Here is a 21,849-nt window from a genome sequence, read left to right on the forward strand (position 1 = left end):
GTCACCGACAGCGGTATCATCGCGCCCAACGGCGAACGTTTGACCATCGTCCGCAACAACGAAGGCCAAACCAGCGAACTCGTCGGGCCAAACGGCGAACACCGATTCTATCGTTATGACGACGACGGAAAGTTAACGCTGACGCTTGATGCGAAGCGCAACGAACGCGTCTTTTATGGCTATGACACAACCAATCGATTGACGTCGATCAGTGGCACCGGATCGGCCGGGCGTTCCTACCGATATGACCAAGACGGTTCCTTCATCGTCAACGAGGTGCAATCTCATTTGGGCGGATCCCGCCAGCTGATTGCATCGCCGATCTCAGGCACACTGGGCCAGACCCCGAACGTTTACGCCTTCACGATTACCGAGGGCGAATTGCGAATGCCTGCTTCGGGTGGTCTAACCATTGGAATGGATGTCCAGAATGCGACCGGACAAATCCGTGGGCTCGTCGCCGGAACCACAACGAACAACGCGGGCCATCAGGTTCAAACCTACACGATTGAGTCTGCAGGTACTTATGAAGTCGTCATCGAAGGCGGTGATGGTGCCGCCTTTGATTTGCGTTTCTATCTGGTTGCCGACGTTAACCAAGATGGCGCAGTAAACGCGATCGACAGCTCACTTCTCAACAACGCTTTCGGAACGGCTACTGGCGAGAACGGTTATGTCGCGGCCGCAGATGTTGATCGAAACGGTCTGGTCGACGACGTTGATCGGTCCGCATTGGAAGCGAATTTCGGAGCACAGCTGAACCAAGCTCCAGAATTTGTCGGCCCGGCATTCACTTCTCGACGAGTTACCTCGAGCTTTGTCGCCACGATCGACGAGGGATGGGAAGACGCTGAGAACGACGAACGTCTAACGACGATCTCGTCTGCGGACAATGCATCGGTTCAGGCACTCGGTGGCGGATTGGTTCTCGTCACGCCGTCGGTAAGCGAAGGCAACGTTACACTGACGATGACCTCTGATGACGGGGTGTTGCAATCTTTTGCCGCAACCCAAACCATTGAGGTCCAATCGGATGCTTACACATCGCTGATTCTCGATCGACTCGATCCGTCACTACGGATCGGACAGTCGATTCAAATCGGTGTCTTTGGCATCTTGAGCGATGGAACGCGGGAGCGATTGTCGCCAGGGGACATCGAATTCGAGTCACTGTCGCCTGATCTTTTTCAGGTGACGGACTTGGGATTTGTGGTCGGTCGCGGTGTCGGGAACGGGGCGCTGCGCGTCAGTGCCTTTGGCATTTCCACCGGTACGGCGGTCAACGTCGGTGGGGCACCCCGGGAATTTATCGATGTCTATCCCGATAGCTATGTTCTCTCACCGGGACAAGATCGCGACTTCATCGTCCGCCAACGGCTCGCACAAGATGTGCTTGATGTGACCGCAGACGATCAAACACATTACTTCGTCGAAGACGCTTCGATTGCCACGATCGATCAATCCGGTCGATTGACAGCACTGGCGACCGGGACAACCAAGGTCACGGTCGTTCGCGGCGGCAAAACTTTTGAAACGACGTTCCACGTCACCGCACCTTCTACCGATACCGAAGTCGGACCGAGCGGAGGAATCATTGCCGGCCAGGATGGGATCACGGTGGGCATTCCCTCGATGGCCTTTGATCAGGTCGTTGACATCACAATCGATTCAGCGACGGAGTCCGATCTGCCGTTCTCGCTTCCACCTGGATTTTCGTTCGCCGGCGGGGCTCAGATTCTGGGAGTTCCCGATCAAGCAAATCATCCCTTGCAACTGTCGATGCCGGCAGGTGCGGGCTTAAACGAAGGCGACGTGACCTATTTGTTCCGTGAAGTGGATGTGCTGCGTGAAGACGGCGGAACGTTGACGACGTGGATGATCGTGGACGTGATGAAGGTCGGTGACGACGGCCAGATGCACACCACCAGTCCCCCGAACGTTGGTGTATCGGGACGAATCCTTGATGGAAACAACAACCTGTTTCAGTTCAGTTCATCGGGCATGATGTTCGCCGCCGCGCCGGGCTTGTTCACGGCGTTGGGCGCCATGTCCGATCTGGGCACTCGGATCACGACGTCGGGTGATGCCCAGTTCGGCAATTCCGTCGTCAGTATGGACGCGGCCATCGACGACGCGACTGACGGTTCGACGAAGTACTACGCGGCGAACGATGCCTTTGGCACCTTCCTCGTTCCCGCGGTTTACTCGATCGATTATGTCCTCACACAGTACCGAACGACACCGGGTGGTCTGGTCGAAACGGCAAACGAAAATGTTTCGATCCAGACCGGGACGATCCCCAACATCATTCTGCCATCGGTCCCACGGTCTCAAAGCCGAAACACACCGCCGTCACTGTCCAATGCGAAATTGGTTTCGCCGTCGGGTGATGAATCCTTCAAAATCGAAATCAAAGGCAAAGACTTCGTCATGGAGAACCCCTACAAGGGTTCGCCGCTCCTTGACGGTTCGACACTTGGGACCAAAGTCGAGGACCTCTACGTCACTCTGGAAATCGGTGCAAGAGATACGTTCAATACCGATGGGTCTCGGTTGGTCCTAGGCGGAAAAGATATCGTCATTCCGGGGGACAAGCTAACGCTCGATGGTGAAATCTTGAGCTTCGAGATTCCTGCCGGGGCACAGGTCGCCGGTGCGATCATCACCGTCACTCGCCCGATGGACTTACCGACCGACAATGTTTTCGAACGCCAAGAATTGACTAGCAATCCGGTTCAGTTTCTGCCTGATCAGCGCTACGCGATGGTTGCATCGGGCGCCGACGGAAAGGTCCTCGTCTATGACATCTGTGCGACGTTGACCGATGGGCAATTGGATCTCTCTTGTCAAGTACCGGAGCCAGATTCGGAAACAAAACTCAATCCATTTACCAGGGCGGCCATCACCCTTGTCGATGGTGAATCGGGTGACAAGCTCACACCTCGCAAGACCACGCCGACACCGGATGGATCGCGGTTCTATGTCACACTCGAGCAAGGTGCGATTGCCGTTGTTGATACCGTCGCGCTACAGCAAATCGACACAATTCCGGATGTGCAAGACAAACCGGAAACGCTCGGTGTCAATGCGATCAAATTGCCTGCAGGTGCCAAGCCATTTGACCTCACCTTCGCGCCAACCGGCCGGCGGTTGTATGTCTCCGACTATCGCAAGGCCAACGTGTATGTCGTCGATACCGATCCGTACTCACCAAACTACAACACGACGATTCAAACGATCGCGTTTCCACGATCCGTCTCCGGCGTCGGTTTGGTCGGACTGATCGGTTTGCGTGGCTTAGCGGTCGACAACAACGGAAATCGACTCTTCGTCACTGCTCCGAAGGAAGATCTCTTCAACGTTCGAGGCGGGACCGAAGGCGTCGTCCTCTCGCTACCGCTGCGCGACGAGGATGGCAACTTCTTGGAGACCCTGGTGTTCGATCCCAGTAAGGACGAACAGGCCGTGACCGTTGTTGGGCCGGGACCATACGAGATTTCCGCGACCGATGATCCCAAGGTGATGTTAATCGCCGACCGCGTCGCCGATTCTCATGGTTTGACGGTAATTCGGGAGCAAAAGGAAGGACCATGGCAGTATGAGAACGTCGAATTCCAAGGCTATGGGGCAATCCCAAGACTGGTCGAAGGCCGCGGGACGCAGGTCCATGGCGTCAGCAACGCGCAAGGCGTCGAGTACATTCCCGCCAACGCGTTCGAAGACAAAATCGGTGAGCACCCTGCGTACGCCGTTGTCTCGGGCTTTCGTCAGTTTGTCCAAGGGGACCCAAAGCATGACCCCGGACTCGGGCCGTTCTTTGCCTACAACGCCTATCAGACCGACGCGTCAGGATTGACTCAGTTTGAATTGATCGCCGCCGGCGGAACGATCGGACTGATTCGAAATCCCCTTGGAAGCTTCGACGATCCGTTGACAAAGCCTCGCTTGATCGCCGCGACCACGCCGATCGTCAATGGTTTTACCGATGACGTCGCGGTCTCCCTGCAAAGCGGAATGGTGCTGGCGCCCCAACAGGCGCAAGACATCGTCACCGGTTATGATCTCTCTTCGATGATCAAGCTCGTTGAGGATGAAGCGAAGGGGGATTCCGTTCCAACTTGGAGTCAGATTGGCGAAGACCCTGCTGCCAGCGGCCCGCTTTCGCGTTTGCTGCGAGGGCCGCTTTCGACGTTGCCGATCGATCGCGTTGATCCAAAACTTGCCGAAGCAGCCGACTATCGTTTCCATGCGATTCCGGTCGGCGGCGATCGAATTCTGGCCTACGGGGTGCCAAACATTGGTCCCGATGGCAATTCTCCCAACACGTATGCACCGCTTCCCGGCGGCAATCTTCCGCGTGGTATATCGGTCCAGCCTGCGGCTTCCGGTGACCTACTTGCGCTCGCGCCAACGCCGTACAACCAAACGCCTTCCGCGCTGGGCTTTCCCGCTCGTCCGCTGGAAGTCGAAGCGGGTATCAATGCCATGGTCGAGGTCCATTCCGGTGCGGTGCAGCAGCGTGTCCCGTTGGTCACTTACCGCAGTTTGGAAACGGATCGCGGTCTGGTGTTGCACTACGATTCCCTTCGCGCCGACCCGCGGCCGATTCATCACCTGAATCTGACCGCGCTTGACGAAGCAAACTACGATGAAGCCAACGACCGGCTTGTGTATCAAGTCACCGCAATCGGCGCCGACGGAAAACGTTATTCCAGCGAAGGGATCGATCTCGACACCGCCAATCGCTATGACTTGCCCGAAGGCTACGCCGTCTTTAAGTTGCCCGAAGCGAAAGCCAAGCATACCTACGGTGTCGGGCTGCAGGTCGATTTATCCGACGCACCGACAGGTCTCTACACGTTCGAAGTCAGCTATGGTTTGATGCGCCGCAGCGGCGAGACATTCGACGGACGCGTGGTTTCGCAGACCTCGATCGAAGCCGTCGTGAACGAGAAGGACAGTCCGTTCGGTGGCGGTTGGAATATCGAAGGGTACATGCGGATGTATCCCGGAGATGCCGGCGTCCTACTCGTCGATGGTAACGGACTGGAGCACATTTACCTGGCTCCCGAAGACGGGACGAATCTATACACCGCAACGGTCGAGGACTACGCGGAACTTCGCTTCGAGAACGACCGGTTCTATCGCCGGATGCGCGACGGGACCGTCCAGGTCTTCGACAAAGACGGTTACCTCGAATCGTCAACCGACCGCAACGACAATACGACCCAGTTCATCCATGAAGGTGGCAAGCTCATCGAAGTGATCGACCCGGTGGGATTGAAAACGGAATTGGTATACTCCGGTGACTTCCTTTCCTCGATTGTTGATCCCGCCAACCGTATCACACGGTTCAGGAATCTTGAAGGCAATCTAATCAGTATCACTCATCCCGACGACGCCGAACACACGTTCGAGTACGACTATACGCACAAGGAAGATCCAGAGATCGGCGTGCACCTGATGACAGGTCAACGGCTGCCTCGTGGGAACGATCCGACGGACTCTTTCGGAGCATCCTTCGAGGACGAGTACGAATACCACGAGCTGAGCGGACGCTTCATCAGTGGAGAGCGGGTGGACGGGAAAACCACCACGTTGACCCCGGCGCAACTCCTGTATTTGGCTGACCCTGAAAAGCTTCACGATCCCCTTGAATCGGAGACGCTGCACATCTTGTCGAGCCCCGCGACGGCCGAGCTCAGCGAAAACCTGATCGACGAATGTGGTGGCGAACCGAAGGAATCGTCGGAGACCAGCTACACCGCCAAAGCCGTCCACACGGATTTCAAGGGAACTCGACGCGAGTTCAAGATGACGAAGTTTGGTCAGTATCACGACTCGCGAGACGACGAACGCAAAACGAAACAAGTCGGCCGTGGTGAAAACGGTGGTCGGGTCGAAGTCGAGAAAGATGCGGTCGGCAATTTGATCTGTTATGTCCGCGACGAATTTGGAAACGTCGTCTCACAAACCGATTTTCCCGACGGGACAGCCGCAACCGAAACGATCACCTACGACTATGACCCTCGGTTCGGCTATTCGGAATCGTACAACATTCCCGTGGAAACCGTTGATGCGGTCGGACGCGTCACGCTGCACTCGCTTGACCCCAACGGGAACATTCTTCAAACGGTCATTACCGATCCACGTGCACCCGAGGGAAGCCCTTCGACGACGACGCAAAGCTTTACTTACGACGAAGCTCACGGATATCTGCCGGATATCGCGACCGACGCGCTGGGCAATCAGATCGACCGAAACTACAACGCCCAAGGCTTGATCAGCCAAATGATCTTTGAAGATGGGGTGAGAAGCTACACCTACTATCCTTCGGGTCACGTCAAAACCGTCACCGATGCCAACGGCTTCGAGACGGAATATGTCCGTGATCCGATGAACCGGATCACCAAAGAAATCAAACGTGGTCTGCCCGGCGAAGCGGAGGTCACACGTCACTATGAATTCGATGCGCATGGCAACGAAGTCCGAAGGGTTGACGCCGACGATGTGATTTCGACGACCCAGTGGGACGTCATGGACCGACAGAAGACGCGAATCGAAGCTGTCGGAGAGTTGGATCTAAAGACTGAATATGCCTACGCACTTGGTGAACTCAGTACCGACTATGCCATCGCAGGGGAATCCGGTGGCGACGTCCACATCATCCGGCAGCCGGACGGTGAAGCGATCGCAACGGTCTACAACGCCTACAACGAGGCCGTCGCCAGTTACGATCAGCTTGGGCGTAAGACAACTTACGTCCTCGATGACGCCGGCCGGACGACGTCCGTCATCCTTCATCACGGCGGCGTGATCACCAAGACTCCCGATGCGCGTGGACGCGTGACATCGGAATCGGGACCGCTGCCAGACATGCGGACCGATACCGTCTATGACCATGCGGATCGACCGGTCAGTACCACGATCTATAACACCACCGGAAACCAGGTCACTCGTTTCCAGTACAACATGTTCAATCAGGTCGCTATCCGGACCAATGCCGAAGACCAACAGACGCTCTACGAGTATGACGCCAACGGGAACCGCACGGCAATCGTTTTAGCTCCCGATACCGCAGAGGAATTCCGAAGTGAGTTCGAGTACGACGATCGAGATCGATTGGTTAGCGAGAAACGTGGCGCCGCGGAAGCAGCGACGTTTACTTACTATCCCGAAGGCCAGCTTCGAACGTCGACCGACGAGCGCGGTTATACGACAACGCATACAATCGATCAGTTCGGCCGAATTGTCGAAGTGCTTGACCCCGAGGGTGGCGTTACGAAGACGACCTACAGTGGCGAAGGGCAAATTCTGGAAGTTGACGACGCGCGTGCGACGACCGACGTTTTCCGTTTTGTCTATGACGGCGCAAAACGGTTGGTTCAGGAAATTGATCCGGAAGGCCGCACGACCACCTATGAATATGACGAACTCGGCCGACGCACCAAAGTCATCGATCCACGAAACACCCTCGCCATCGGAAACGAATACAGCACGCAAACGACGTACGATGTGATCGGGCGCGTCGTTAATATCGTTGATCCCGAAGGCAACGAGACCGAATACACCTATGACGCGTACGACGCCGTCGCCACCATTCGTCGTCCGATACCCGGTCAAGACCAAGGTGATTCTGATTCGACCTATGTCGTCACAAACTCGTGGTCCAGTGATCGACGTCGTCAAACGACAACCATTCCGCTTAGCAACGATGTCGGTGACGATCGTAAAGTTGAATTGGTTCAGACCTTCGACACGCTTGGCAATCAACTCTCAGAACGCAAGGTTGGAACCAACGTTCACACGAAATGGGAGTATGACAAGCTCAACCGATTGGTTGCTCAGACCGAAGGCGCAGGGTCTGAAGGTCCAGCGACGACACGTCGGTACTACAACGACGTCGGCAAGATCGAAATGTTTGTCGATGCAAAAGGAACGATCACTCGCTACGAATACGACGACCGGTTGTACCTCAAGACGACGACCAAAGCTTTCGAAACCGCTTCGGAGATCTCTGTCACGACGACGTACGATGACACCGGGAACTTAGTGCTGCAATCGGATCCACGTCCCGAAGTTACCGCGACAGAATTTGTCTATGACAAGCTCAATCGCCAGACTCAGCGGATCGCGCCGTCGGGCGACGGATTGGCGTCGACGGTGTTCGAGTACGATGGAATCGGCAACATCGTCAAGGAATACGATGCAAGGAACCCCAATTGGACGACATCATACGCCTTTGACTCCGCAGGGCGTCTCGAGTCGAAAACCGATGCCCAGGGACACACGTGGTTCTACGGATACGACGACGCGAATAACCAAACGTCCGTGATGAATCCACAAGGACATCAACAAACCTTCTATTACGACGGTCTCAATCGCTTGATCGGATCAAGTGACGCATTGGGAAACACCAACTGCACGGTGTACGACGGTGCCGGGAATGTCGCTGCCGAGATTGCCCCGAATGCCGGGCTGACGTTCTGTTCTGGAGTTACTCTTTCGGATGCGATTGGTCTGACTCATACAAGCCTGATGCAGTATGACAACGCGAACCGTTTGATTGCCTCGACTGATGCCGAAGGCAATACGACCGGTTACGCCTACGACGCGGCTGGCCGAACAACCGAAATCATCGACCCAAGGGCCGAAGACGATCCACAGCTCTGGACCACCACGATGAGCTATGACGCCCGTGGGAACCTTTTGGAAGTCGTTCAACCTTCTGGTCTCAATGGCAACGACGAATCGCTCAAACGAACCTATCAATACGACTTGAACGACAACCTGACCGTTGAAACGGATCCTCGGGACGTCTCGGTCAGCTACGACTACGATCCGTTGAACCGTCGGATCGCGATTCATCAGGAAACTGCCGTCCCCGGTGCGAGCGATGGAACAGGGCAATTCGACGGCTTCGGAATTCTGACAACTCGATTCGATTATGACGCCGCTGGCAATGTCGTCGAAACGCACGACCCACGCGGCGAATTTTTCAATAGCCGATCGACGTACGACGGCGCGAACAACGTCGTCACGCGGACATCGAATACGGGAACTCCTGAAGCGCCGGGGCCGGTCGCAACGTGGGTCTACAGTTACGACAAGAACAACAACGAAGTTGCTCGGCAAGACCCGCGAGGTGAGTACTTCACGACGCGAACGACTTTCGATGAACTCAATCGTAAGGTCGAAGTCGAAATGCCGCGTGGCATTCCCTCGGCACCACTCGAATCCGCTGTCGAATCGTATATCTACGACAATGTCGGTCGGCTGATCGTCACCGAAGGACCACGGGAAGGGGCCGATGGCGAGCTTCTACGCACCACGTACAACTATGACGCTGCGGGGCGACAGTTTCGGCGGATTGATCCGGCCGGCAACGAGAGCACCTTTGATTTTGACGACAATGGCAACGTCATCCGTGAACGCTACGCGGCGGATGCCTACACGGCCGAACGTACGATCCTGCATACCTTTGACCAGAATGATCGGTTGGTTTCGACGACCAATGCCGAAGGATTCACGGTAGAGAAAGAATACGACGCGATCGGCAATGTCACGGCAACCGTCGGACCGTTGTTAAACTTGGCCGGTGAAACGATTCGTTTCGAGAACACGTATGATGCGGCGAATCGCGTTCGCAGTACTCGTGACGGAGAGGGCAATGTCACCAGGTACGAGTACGATGGGGCTGGTAACCTCGTCAAAATGACCGACCCACGCGGTGACTATTACACCACCGAATACCTCTACGACGGAATCAGGCGTCTCGTCGTGGAATCGACTCCCACGGGGACTGAACTGCAGCCAGGGCCGATCGCAACGACGCAGTACAGCTATGGAAACGCCGGTCAAACGATGACCGAGATTGATCCACGCGGTGCGGATTACGCGACGGTCTACACCTACACCGTCGATCAACAAGTCGCGACGGTGGATCGGTTTAGCGGTCGAACGCTTCTCGATTCCGATCGAGAAGTCGAACGCTGGACTTATGATGCCGCCGGCTATCGTGCTTCCTACGTTGATCCTCGAGGGGACGAGTATCGCCAAGCATTCGTCTACGATGCGAGCGGCCTTTTGGTCGAAGCCTCTGTTCTCGGAGGCACCGACGATGATCCGAAGCGACTGACGAAGCGGATGTCGTATGACAAGTCCGGTAACTTGATCGAAGAACAAGGGTTCGGCGGCGCGGACTACGTCACTCAATTCGAATACGACGATCTCAATTACCCCGCCGCAATCATCGATGCCGTGGGCGATGAAATCCGATACACGTCCGATCGCTATGGCAATCTGGTCATTGCCACAGACAAGTTTGGAACATCCACTCGAACCTACAACGGGATGGACCGTGAAACGTCGGTCACCAACGGCGAAGGGGAAACGTCATACACGTTGTACCCCGATCCGAATACGACGGTGACGCGTGACGGACGCGGGAATGAAACCGTCACCAAGTACGACGGACTGGGACGAATCAAAACGATCACGGATCCACTCGGAGGCGTGACGTCCTACGATTACGACGAAGTTAGTAATCTGATCAGACTGGTCGATGCGGTCGGCAATGTTCACGAAACGTCCTACGAAGCACGTTCGCTACCGATCGTGCAAACCGTCGGAGTGGGAAGTGATTCCGAATCGACGATCACATTCCAATACGATCTGCTTGGACGACAGATCGGGCAGACAGACCCAAGAGACATAACGGGCGAGTTTTTCGCGACGACAATGCAGTACGACGGGCTGGGGCGATTGACCCAATCAAGCCGATCGGCCGCGACCCCGGATTTCCAATCGGATGTCCCCGTCACTCCAGGTTTTGACGCCCTCGTGACGCAGTACTTCTACGATACGGTCGGCAACGTCGTCCGCGAGGTTCCGGTCGGTGGAGAGGCTTATGCGATTGACTATGCGTACAACCATTCCGATCAAGTCGTTGAGGTGAAACGAAACACCGGTACCGTGGATCAACCTCGCGAAAGCGTGACGCGAATGGCGTACAACGACAACGGAGACTTATTGGAAATCGTCGACGCGTTGGGCAATCAGGTCACTTATGCGTATGACTTCGTCGGTCGAAAAACCGAAAAACGAACCCATTCCGAAGAAGCCGGCGGGGATTTAACGCAGTCTTGGCAATACGCTCAAACGGACGACGGACCCACCATTTCCATCATTGATGCGACTGGCGTGATCGCCCAAGTCATGCACTTTGATAAAGCTGGACGGCAAAGCAGGATTGAAACGGCGGGCGAGCCCGATCGAGTGTTTACCTACGATGCATCAGGGAACCTGAAATCGGAGGTGATCGGCGAATGGTCCGAAACACATCAATACGATGCGCGAAACCATCTCAGTCAGACGACCGATGCCGATGGGAACACACGGCGCTACGAATTTGACGCCGTCGGCAACTTGCGATTCTTCTTTGAAGCCGACAATGCTCCGCCGACCGAGTATCGATTCAATAGTCGTAATCAAACGGTCGAAGTCATCGATCCGATCGGAAATTCAAGCCGATACGAGTACGACGCCACCGGGAATTTGGCTCGAATGATTGATCCTAGTGATCAAATCACGTCCTACACCTATGATGCCGAAAATCGCCAGCTAAGTGAAACGACCCAGTTTGGAACGCGTCAATACACCTACGATGCCCAAGGCAATCAAATCGAGATGGTGGATCGAAATGGTCGCCGCTCGACCTATGAACATAACCTCGCTGGCGACCTGATTGCCGAGTCATGGTACGACTCGAACGATGATCAGCTTGGTGGTATCGAGTTTCAGATCGACGCGATCGGACGCGTCACAAAAATCGATAGTGGCGAGACTTCGGTTCAGTTGTCATTGACCGACGACGCGTCAGACCGTTTAAAACAGCAACAGCTTGCCATTGGGACGCTTCAACTTGAGATCGATCATCAAACGGATCTGCTGGGGCGTGTGACACAAACGGCCGTTTCACTCGGTAGCGAATCTCCGTTTGTCGTCAATGACTACAACTTCGATCCGGAAACTCATCGGCTATCCGGGGTTGACCAAACGGGGACGTTTGTAAGTGACAAGACAATCACGTTGACAGACGATCTGACGCTTCCGAATGCGTTTTCGGAAATCCGACGCTCATCAAGTTCGTCTGCCGAAATTGTGACAACCATCGGTCGCAACGCTCGAGGCCTGGTTCAATCGATCGCACATGAATCCGGTAGTGGGCCCCTGGAGTCATTTGCCTACGCGTTTTACACCGACGGACAACTCGCAACGACGACCGACTCGGCCGGTACGGTCACTTATGGGTATGACGACGCCAATCGATTGACGGGCGTGCAATATGGGGCATCGGATCTGACCGATGAAGGATATGCCTATGACGATACCGGTAACCGTCTCGATGACGGTTTCACGGTCGGTGACGGGAATCGTCTTGAATCGAACGGCGATTTGTCGCTCACCTACGACAACGAAGGAAACTTGATCCGTGTCGATGACCAATCGACCGGCCAAAGCAAACAACTTCGTTGGGACCATCGAAACCGCCTCGTCGGTGTGGTGATGACCGATTCGGGTGATCAAGTTTTGTGGCAGGTCGATTACGTGTACGACGGTCTTGATCGTCGAGTGAAGCAGACGATTCAAACGTCCGAACAAGGGCAGCCGCTTGCGATTTCCGAAGAACGTGTCTTCATCTACGACGGGGCGAAGTTAATCGGCGAAATCTTGATCGACTCAAGTGAAAATGCCGCGATCGACGTCGTCTATCTCAGTGACGCCGAGACTGACTTGGTTCATGCACAGGATTTTGGTAGCGGAGACTTCAATTGGTTGCTTCACGATCGGCAGAATTCAACGCGACTGATCGTTGACGCCGATGGCGCAGTCCTGAACCGGTTCGACTACGGGGCCTATGGTGAAGTGATTTCGGCGTTGACGGATCAAGTTACCTCACGTTTTCTATATTCAGGCGGTGAATTCGATCCGCAGCTCAATCTCTACTACAGCCAAGCTCGGTTCTATGATCCCAGCACCGGTCGATTCTTATCGACTGACCCAAGCGGATTGTTGGGCGGTGACGTAAACCTTTACCGATATGCCGGTAGCGATCCAATCAACAACCGCGATCCGAACGGATTAAAAGCTGTCCCGGTCGGTAGTTCTGAGGTCACCAGTGCGGTTTCCAATTCCCATGGCGGTCGAGTCGCCAGTGTCTGGGGCAGCGGTGTCGCCAATCCGCTGGGCAACGGAGCCCGCCAGTTTGAACTTTCGATCGCCCAGAACACCACGAACATCAACGCCGCGATCGCAAAGGATTTGAAGCCGGCGATCGAATTGACGGGATTCTATGCGTCACTCGCCGTCGGTGTCTTTACGTCGCCCAAGTCGGTCACTTCTTTGTCGGTCGAGAATGTTTATCAGGCCGGGTATCAAAAACTCAACCAGTTGGGGCGGTACACCAATCAGCAGTCAAAGTTGATCGATCTCGACTTGAAAGCGATCTCGATTGACTCGAAGGGACTCAATCGCGAAGTCGAACTCTACGATCCCTACCGCCCCATCCCTTGGGGCGACGCGATTATGAATCGTTTGGGTTATTTATCTGCAGTCACGGCGGCGACGTACCTCACCGTAGTCCAGGAATTGATGGAAGTCGGCGGGATGCTCGCCGATGCCGCCGTGATTTCGATGGAAGGCTATGGATTGCCCAGCGAGCGCGCCCAGCGGGAACGCTATTCGAAAGTTTCGATGGCCCTACAGCAGCAAGGCGCCCTCGCGGTTGCAAAGTCTGCGATCGATGCGATCATGGATTTGCCGAGTCAAATCGTTTCCGACGACGCGACCGAACAAGCTCAGGTGCTCTCAACGATCGGAGAACTCGTCGCCGCCCCTGGTGCCAAAGCCATCACGGCGGGCCTCGTTCGTGCGGGAGGCAGGGTATTGCGATTGTTCGAAAGTCGCGGGCCACGGTCGATCGATATCGATTCGCTACTCGGCAACCCCTACACCACGCATCAGGCGCTCGACATCCTAGCGGCCGCCGAAAAGAACGCGCTCGGATTTGAAGATCTGAAACATCAACTCAAGGACGCAAACTACGACTTCGACAAAGTCGAGATCGAAGTGGAAAGCTATTTCGGTCGAGCGGATGTCAAGTATCGACTGAAAGATTTTACCCCCGCTGAAATTCAGCGTCTCAAGGATGTTGCGAAGACCATCGAGTCGTCGCGTTTTATTAAAGAACCAATCGGACCGAACTACTACGAGGTCATCAAGCCAGATGCACCGGGACCGGAAGCTTACCTCTTCCACGAAACCGACGGCCTTGTCAAACGCATGAAGGATCTGAAAGATCCCGACGTGCAGAAGCAAATCGGCGAAGCAAGTGCGGTTGCCAAGCACCTGGAAGAACTCGCTTCTTCATCGCTCGATCCACGGTTGGCACAGTTCTCAAAGTCACTTAGCCAATTTATGGGACAAAAGGGACGGATCGGACTTCCCAATGTTTGGAACAAGCTGAACGAAGTCATGAATGACGCGGTCAACTCGGTCAAACCAGGTCAGGGAACGGTCAGCGAAAAACTCGCACGACTGACGCCCGCGGAGGCTGCGGAAGTGGTGCGTCGCGTCGATCAAAAGTCAGTCCGTAACCCCGTCATGACAGAGATCACCGCGCAGTTCGCGCTCTCTCCGGAGCACGGTGGGAAATTTGGGATCAACGGCGTTTTCGAACGCGGTTCCTTTGGCGCTTCGATCGATCAGTTTCTTTTCCGTGCCGATTGGGTCACAGAGATTATCACCGGAAAAGCCACTCCGTTTAGTGTGCTTCAAGGTGAGCGTTACACGTATGCCTGGCGAATCGTTTCCGACCTATTCAAAACGCCGCTGGGGCCACTCAGTGACTTCGACTTAAATTTTACGACGGCAACGCTAAAGCAATACGAAGAACTGATCGCGAAGAAAGTTGAAAAGGTCTTTGACAAAGATGCGATCGATGATGTGACGGGCAAGAAAGGGGCGATTGTCGATAAGAAGATCGTCGGTGCGGAGGTGATCAATGAGTTCTATGACTTCGCAAAGAATCAACTCGATCTGCGAATTAAACGCGCGAACGAAGCAAACGAGCTCGAACTGGCCGGCGAATTGCAGACATTGCGTGAAAGTTTCGATACGTATGAGCGATCCAATCGCAAGTACGATCTCGTGGAGTTGTATAAACAAGATACCGCCGAATTTGAGCTGCTCGTCAGAGATGGGTTTGACGCTGGCCATCCGATCAAGAAAGGGGCCCACGGCTATATCATCACGACGAAGCGAAAGTTCTCGTTCCCTTTCGCCGCGAAACTCGGTCAGCTCACCTCCTCGACTTTTCTCGGAAAACACTACAACCGGCTGAATCCCGAGTACACGGTCAAGCAACGTGTTCAGTTCCTCGGTAGCGCGTTCGTCGGCGAGACGAAAAAGATCATTCTCGATGATGACTACTTCATCCCCGCACCGTTGCAGGTAATGGCTTCGACCGTTTATGGCCCATTGCAGTTGCCGGCAATGTTTGATGACGCGTTCGATCCTGTTCAAGTCAACTCGCCCGCTTGTACCGAGCATGACTTGATCACCAATCTCGATGCGTGTGGCGATTGGGCGCTGCAAACTTGGGGGCAAGCGATCGGGTACACACCGGCGGTTGAGATCACGTTCGAGGTGAAAGACCTCAGCGGTCACTCTCTCGGAGCGACGCAAATCACACAGCGGGATTCGTACGGGCGACCTGCGACTGCGGTAATCTCGATTGACGAAAATGCCGGTGGTTTGGGATGGTCGTTCGATGGCTTCGATCTCAGTTCGGTGCTGCTGCACGAAGTCGGACATGCCATCGGATTCGATGCCTTCACACCACAGTTTGCCCACTACGTCGACAGCGATTCGGATGGCTTGGTCTACAACGGATTGGCGAGTTCATTCCGACTTGAACGTAATGGCAGCGAATTGGAGAGTGCGTTTCACCAGTCGGCTGTGATGAGCGGGCGGATCGATCCCGGTGTCGTCAAGCGACTTACGCAGGCTGATATCGTTCCCGTCGCCGCGGTGTGGAACCTCGAGCGAACAACGGATTCGTCGACGTTCGCTGACGCTTCGTCGTTAAACAACGGTCGAGGATCAATTCAAGCGGAGCCCGAATTTGTCGAATTGCCGGTTGTCGATCCACCGCAGGTAAACAACCGATTGCTAAATCGCAACTTCAGCCAATCGGACCCCATGTCAAGCGATTTCGCGTGGACAACGACGGCTCCGGTCGTCATCGATTCGGGGGAAGTGACATTGCGTGAATCAGACGGGATGTTGGCCAGCCTTTCCCAATCGTTCGTCCTGCCGACAGGACGAAGCACGCTTTCATTTACGGTAGATGGTCTGCAACTCGACTCCGGGATTCAGTTTGGCGACGCGGTCGATCCGCCCGAAGCGTTCGAGGTTGGTTTGATTGATGGCGCATCAGGATCGAGTGTGCTGAACATGATTGAGCCACTTGCGGGCGGCGATGCGATTCTGAACGTTCAGCCCGACGGAACGATTCATTATGCTGATGGAGTTCGCGTGCAGGGCGTGACCCGAAGCGGCGGCCAGATCGATTTGAGTCAACCTTTTAATGTCGTCGTCAGTTTGCCCGAACAAGCGAGCGGCGACGTCACCACGTTGATGTATGACTTGATTGGTTTTGGCGAAGATGAAAGCCAAGTACAGATCAGTAACATCCGACTCGATGCCACCAATGGTTGGCAAAATCCGGTCAATCAGTACGACGTTGATGACAACCAATCGGCATCACCTCTGGATGCGTTGGTCGTGATCAACCAGCTTGCCTTGGGAAGCGTTTTCGATCCGGACACCCGTCGCTTTGTCGAAATCACCGACCAGGTTGGCCCCGCGCCGTACTTCGACGTCAACGGTGACGGGCTTGCCACACCGATGGATGCCCTCCGGGTGATCAATCACCTAGCGCGTCAGCAGGTCGCCGAACCAGAGGCCTTCGATCAAGCACTCGCCGGGTGGGAACCAGACGAAAACGAGGGCTGGTTTTAACCCTTCGCCTACTTTTGAACTAAGGTAGCGGAACTTGCCGACGGCTTGTCGAATTAGTCAAAAATGCGACGAACATAGTCGCGTTGTGCTCCGCAAAAGTAGCGATGACGTAGGCAGCTTTCACGGAATGAAAGGCGACTACAGCTAAATCAGATGGCCGCCAAGGGTTTCGGAATCACCTGCATCTCCGAAATCACCCTTCCGCTTGCGGGAGGGGCGGACGTTTAAGCGGCCGGGGAGGGCGGGCGTCTCATCAACATCTGAAATCACAATCAGCCGAATGGCGTTTGCCACGGTTCCTGTACAACGTCTCCGGCTAGCGCCCGTCGGTTGGTAAGCCGAGCCGAACCACCGGGCTAGACGGAATACCTAATCCGGCGCCGGAACCCCATCGCGCCGACACTGCGAGTCGTGTTTCGAAATGGCGTCTGCGATCGACTTCGCTCGCGCCAGGTTCGCCATCGATTCGGGGAGCTTTCGTCACGAGCGGCTACCGACGACATGCCTTTTTTGGGCGAAGACACCGTTCGCTACTTAGACGTACCAAGTGTCGAGTCCCCAACGGACACTCGACCGTGGCGATTGTCGTGCCGCCGGAACGGGCGTCTGGCTTGGCTTTACACGCCATCAGGGAAAAAAACGGCCACCCTCCGAACCCATCTGCCACCCCGGTGTCCCTCTTCTTAACAGATCAAACTTGCCTTCGACTTGCCTGGCAACGATAATCTGTTTGTCGGGTCGCACTAACGCGGTGCGACGGACTAACTCCGAACGCCGCCGGCACCACTCTTGTTGGCGCAAGGGGCCGGACGCGTCTAACCATCAAAGTGAAGGAGGTGATCAAGTGGATTATTGCTGTACTAGCCAACGGGGAAGTAACCCGTAGACCCAGTCGGCGGGCTGACGCTTATGGGTCAGCTTCCCCACTCGAGATCATCCTTTGATCGCGAGATATTGCCCGTTTGTCGTGGTTTTACCTTGGCCGCGACAAACGGGTTTTTTCGTGCGCCGAGGGCCCGTCTCCACTTGCCCAAACACGGATCAATTCCGATTTGAGAGGACGAAATCGAGGATACCAAACACTTCGATCGCCATTGCAAGTCGATGCGCGAGCGTCGAGTCTCGATACCCGTTGGAGCCAATCGGTGGGGTGTGTTGAATTGGGAACGACTCGATTAAGATTCATCCGCACTGCCCCCGTCCAAATCGGATCAAATTCTCAGTCTTTCGGTGACGCCCATGGCATCCCTTGACCCCCAAACCCGGCAAAACCTTCTTAACGACGGGCGTCGTCTGGCGTTGATGTGCGCCTGGTTCGACAACGAGTTTCCGGAGGAGTTCAGCCCGCAGCAAAAGCGAGAGCACCTTGAGTCGGTGTACGGCGACGGGGGAGAAACCGCGTCACTATTCGAGGACCTTGACCGAGCCTTCGAGCAACCGATTTCAGAAGATCAACTTGATGAACTTTTTATGCGATCGGCGGCGTGGTTCGAGGCGATCGATCCTGCCGACAATGGATACGACACACTTGAAGAAGCCTTGACCGGGATCTTTGACGACGAAGGCCACACGGCAAAGCTGTACCGCGAGATTAAAGCCCGCGCGAGCGTCTGATGGCACTCAACCACAGATCGGTCAGGGGGGCAAAGGGTCGGTAGGGCAAGTCTCCAGCAGGGCAATCCTTTCGAATGGGACTTCGCGAGTCACTCCGGCGGACTGGTTCGCAGTTGAGGGCCTGTCAAGTTTCTATCGTCGCCTTTCGCTCTGCGAAAGTAGCGTTCATGCGTCTGCTTTTGCGGAGAAGAAGGCGACAGTAAGAGAAATCAATCTGAAAATCAATACACGGTTAGGGCGAGTCGTACGAGGCCGCCGTCATGGGGCGCAAAGTTCGCTTCCCAATAGAGTGGCAATGGAATACAATCTCGCAAAGCGTGCGACGAATGAAAGGTGAGCACCAAAACAGTGGGAATACGCATCCCAGTCCCGAAAAAAGCTCGTCTTCGGTGCAGCAATAGCGACATGTAGCACACGCAATCCCCACAAGCGCCCATAGCTCAGCTGGATAGAGCATCGGACTTCTAATCCGACGGTCGGAGGTTCGAATCCTCCTGGGCGTGCTGTAGAATAACACTGCAATTTACCGGCCGGAACGCCCATCGGCGTTACCACCTGTTTGGTGTGCGGCCCCGTTTCAAATCTGAATCTGTACCGAAAAACTCGGTCGGATTCCAAACGGGAGACGCTTCTAATGGCTAGACCGAAAGCCAAAGCACCTGCACGCCGCTACCACATGAGCGGCCAATCTGTCGTCACGATCGCAGGGCGTGATTTCTACCTCGGCACGCATGATTCACCTGAATCGATCGCAAGGTACGCCGCTCTAGTCGCCATTTATCAACAGGGCAATCTGACACTCCCTGCTGGATTCGAGCTCGCTTCGTTGGATCCTCAGGTCGCGGTCATTCTCGGTGGCATCTCAGCTCCTCAGCACCAAGCTGACACAACAGTGCTCGTCCGGCACGTCACCGCTCTGTATCGCGAGCATGTCAATGAGAAGTACCAAAACGCGAAGCAAGAAAAGCATCGGCATCTTCGGCTATGCGATCAGGTCGATGAATTGTTTGCCGACATCCTTGCAGATCAATTCGGTCCGGTAAGGCTGAAGGGGTTTCGAGCCATGCTGGTCAACGAAGGGCTTTCTAGGAAATACATCAATCGCTTGACCAACTGTGTCGTTGGCATCTTTAAACATGCTGTCGCGGGCGAGCTCGTCGAAGTCAACGTCTTTGAACGGTTGCGGACGCTCGAACCGCTACGCAAAGGCCAAACAATAGCCCCCGAAAAAGAAAGAACTGCACCGGTGCCCCTCGAAACGGTACGCAAAACAACGGAGCATCTCTCGCCCATCATCAAAGCGATGTTGCGGATTCAAGTCGCGACCGGGATGCGCCCAAAGGAATTGTGCATGATGAGACCATGCGACATCGATCGAAAAGGCGAGGTCTGGATTTACCGTCCTAGCGAACACAAGACCCAATGGTGCGGGAAGGATAAGGCAATACCCATTGTCGGTGACGCTCGAGAAGCAGTGACCGAGTTCCTGCAACGATCTCCCGAAAGCTATTGCTTCTCTCCCAAGGAAGCGATGGCGTGGCGACATGCGCAAGCAGCAGCGCGACGGAAGACACCGAAAAACCAAGGGAATCGACCAGGGAGTAATCGAAAAAAGACTCCGAAGCGTCTACCTCGGGAGCGATACGACTCTGCATCCTATCGCCAAGCAATTGCGAGAGCGATCGTTGTCGCAAACGTCGAAAAATGGACTCCGTATCAAATTCGACATCTCACAGCGACGGAAGTCAGGGCCGCACTTGGCATCGAGGATGCAAAGGCATTGCTGGGGCACTCTACCGCATTGATGACTGAACACTACGCCCGTGAAAGCGAAGAAGCAGCGACGCGTGCCGCGAATGCAGCCCCCAAGCTCTAACAACTAGATTCATCGCCAGATTGAAGACACTTCGCCGTTTGCCTGCTCGGGGCAGACGCGAAATATCGTTCATCTTGGAAAACATCATTGGTATCCAACAGAAGAGAAGCAGCGGCGATGGAATTTCAACCGAACGATCTGGACTATGAAGTACGGATCCAGTCTGCAATCAAGTGCCGGCAAAAACTGCTTCCGGCGGCGATTTTGATCGATGAGCTCGCTTCCACAAAGATCTCGATTGATTCGGCATCGAAGATAAAGCAGGCCAATGAGTTGATCACCACGCTAGCGGATGAGCTTCGTCATATTCGAGATCATATCGCTCGCGAGAATGGCCCCCGCGCAAACTTGGATGGCTTTCGCAACTACCAAATATTCGCAAGTTTTGAACAGGGATTTCGAATAGCTGCCCTGGCAGTCATACGGATCAAAGAAACCCTGCGTCGATCTGGCGATCTGAATTGGCAATACTGCAAATCAGAAGCCACTAGCCTCCGCTGTGCGTTTCGTGCGTTTAGCGATTTCCTCGATCTCATGTGTCGCTTGAGTAAGCAGGATGTTGTCCCAACCGTTTCTCTCGCGACGCTTCAAATGAAGATCCCATGGGAAAAGCGAACGGTCGCAATGAGCAAGGCGGACGCGATTCAGCTGATTGGGACGCCACCAATCATCACGAGTGAACGAGGAGCACGAGACTATCTCAACGTGATGATCGAATCCGGGGAATACGACTGCGAGATGATCGGACCGAACAGATTCGTTTTCAACATTGACCAGTTTCCGGAGAAATACCGAAACGACATCAAGAGAATCTAGCCTCATCACAGGACGTGCGAAATTCAGCAGAATTCGGCAGCTTCCGGAAAAGCGTTCGAATGTCAGTACATACTCCCACGCGTTGCAAGTCGAGTCCCCAAACGCAGGAGTTTACAATGTCATGCAATACCGATTTCGCCAGTCAAAACGTTCAGAAGATCCTGACCGAGGACGTTCTGACTCTTCAAGATGCCCGCCAAGAACTCCGGCAACTACTGGGTAAAAGACCCGACAAGACAACTCTCTATCGTTGGTGTTTGCGTGGCGTCAACGGATCACGTCTTGAACATGTCCGAATTGGAAATCGGATTTTAACAAGCCGGCAAGCTCTCACTCGCTTTATCACGGCCAGAACTGCCAACGCGTAACAGCCGTTCTAGATACGACAACAGATGGCTTCCACCAACAGCCGGTATCGCGGATCGAAATTCGATTCGGCGACCGGCTATTTCTTTGCC

General features: G+C 54.8%; 5 protein-coding genes and 1 tRNA gene (1 of these 6 cut by a window edge). All 6 read left to right on the plus strand.

Annotated elements, in window-relative coordinates; all coding sequences use genetic code 11:
* Positions 1-17,085 carry the 3' portion of a putative Ig domain-containing protein gene (locus FYC48_RS20440; RefSeq protein ID WP_149498647.1) on the plus strand. It extends 20,202 nt beyond the left edge of the window, so 17,085 of the gene's 37,287 nt are visible here — the last part of the coding sequence; its start codon lies off the left edge, out of view; its stop codon occupies positions 17,083-17,085.
* Between the two features lie 1,239 nt (positions 17,086-18,324).
* A complete protein-coding gene (locus FYC48_RS20445; protein ID WP_149498648.1) occupies positions 18,325-18,699 on the plus strand; it encodes a hypothetical protein in 375 nt (124 codons plus the stop codon).
* A 429-nt stretch (positions 18,700-19,128) separates the two neighbouring features.
* A tRNA-Arg gene (locus tag FYC48_RS20450) sits at positions 19,129-19,202 on the plus strand.
* A gap of 131 nt (positions 19,203-19,333) precedes the next feature.
* Positions 19,334-20,575 (plus strand): tyrosine-type recombinase/integrase, encoded by a 1,242-nt coding sequence (locus tag FYC48_RS20455; RefSeq protein WP_149498649.1) that lies wholly within the window; start codon positions 19,334-19,336, stop codon positions 20,573-20,575.
* A 117-nt stretch (positions 20,576-20,692) separates the two neighbouring features.
* Positions 20,693-21,391 carry a hypothetical protein gene (locus FYC48_RS20460; RefSeq protein WP_149498650.1) on the plus strand — a complete coding sequence of 233 codons (699 nt, stop codon included), beginning with the start codon at positions 20,693-20,695 and terminating at the stop codon, positions 21,389-21,391.
* A 116-nt stretch (positions 21,392-21,507) separates the two neighbouring features.
* Positions 21,508-21,759: a DUF1580 domain-containing protein gene (locus FYC48_RS20465; RefSeq protein WP_160149660.1), complete on the plus strand. Its 252-nt coding sequence runs from the start codon at positions 21,508-21,510 to the stop codon at positions 21,757-21,759.
* Positions 21,760-21,849: the final 90 nt, after the last annotated feature.

This window comes from Roseiconus lacunae (assembly GCF_008312935.1).
Classification (GTDB): Bacteria; Planctomycetota; Planctomycetia; order Pirellulales; family Pirellulaceae; genus Stieleria; species Stieleria lacunae.

Bases quoted from the DNA above. Each gene is read 5' to 3' on its own strand.
- FYC48_RS20445 (WP_149498648.1), top strand. From the start codon at position 18,325: ATGGCATCCCTTGACCCCCAAACCCGGCAAAACCTTCTTAACGACGGG.
- FYC48_RS20455 (WP_149498649.1), top strand. From the start codon at position 19,334: ATGGCTAGACCGAAAGCCAAAGCACCTGCACGCCGCTACCACATGAGC.
- FYC48_RS20460 (WP_149498650.1), top strand. From the start codon at position 20,693: ATGGAATTTCAACCGAACGATCTGGACTATGAAGTACGGATCCAGTCT.
- FYC48_RS20465 (WP_160149660.1), top strand. From the start codon at position 21,508: ATGTCATGCAATACCGATTTCGCCAGTCAAAACGTTCAGAAGATCCTG.